This window comes from Neobacillus drentensis, from assembly GCF_036966985.1.
Lineage (GTDB): Bacteria > Bacillota > Bacilli > Bacillales > Cytobacillaceae > Neobacillus > Neobacillus drentensis_E.
Genome location: NZ_JBALSN010000793.1, coordinates 1 through 1,023 on the forward strand (window position 1 = coordinate 1; position 1,023 = coordinate 1,023).

General features: G+C 39.5%; 1 pseudogene. It reads right to left on the reverse strand.

What is annotated here, in order from left to right:
• A pseudogene (gene metG / locus V7659_RS31795) lies at positions 1 to 956 on the reverse strand (methionine--tRNA ligase); the annotation flags it as partial.
• Between the last annotated feature and the right edge of the window lie 67 nt (positions 957 to 1,023).

The window sequence follows — 1,023 nt, forward strand, 5'->3', positions numbered from 1 at the left end:
ATCAAGACCATAACGATCAATTAACGTAACAGGATCTACTACGTTCCCTTTTGATTTAGACATTTTGCCATCTTTCATGAGCAGCCAGCCATGTGCAAAAATTTGTTTTGGCAACGGCAGATCAAGTGCCATCAGCATAATTGGCCAGTAAATTGTATGGAATCGTACAATTTCTTTCCCAACTAGGTGTACGTTGGCAGGCCAATATTTTTTATATTTTTCATCTTGATCGGTTCCGTAGCCAATCGCTGTTAAGTAGTTGAATAACGCATCAATCCATACATAGATGACGTGCTTCGGATTATTAGGTACTTTAATGCCCCAATCAAAGGTTGTTCTTGATACAGCTAAATCCTCTAACCCCGGTTTAATGAAGTTATTAATCATTTCATTCTTTCTTGATTCAGGCTGAATGAACGACGGGTTCTTTTCGTAATAGTCTAGTAAGCGATCTGCATACTTACTCATACGGAAGAAATATGATTCCTCTTTAATCAATTCAACAGGGTGTCCACTGTCCGGGCTTTTCCCTCCAATGACTTCCCCTTTCTCATTTCGCTCAACATCAACNNCCAGCCCTCATATTGATCTAAATAAATATCTCCTTGATCAAGCAACTTTTGGAAGACTTGCTCAATGATTTTCGTATGTCTTTTTTCCGTTGTACGAATGAAATCATCGTTTGAAATGTCGAGTTTCTTCCATAATGATTTAATGTCAGCAACGACCGGATCTAAATACTCAATCGGTGTAATATTTTGTTCTTCAGCTTTTTGCTGAATTTTTTGTCCGTGCTCATCTGTACCCGTTAAATACATCACATCATAGCCTTGCAGACGTTTATATCGAGCCATGGCATCCCCTGCCACTGTCGTATAAGCATGTCCAATATGTAATTTTCCGCTCGGATAGTAAATTGGTGTAGTCAGATAAAACGTTTTTTTCTTTTCCGGCATGTCGGAACCTCCTGCTTGTGTGTAAATGTCAAAAACTCCCGCCCAATGGACGAGAGCGGTCATCATA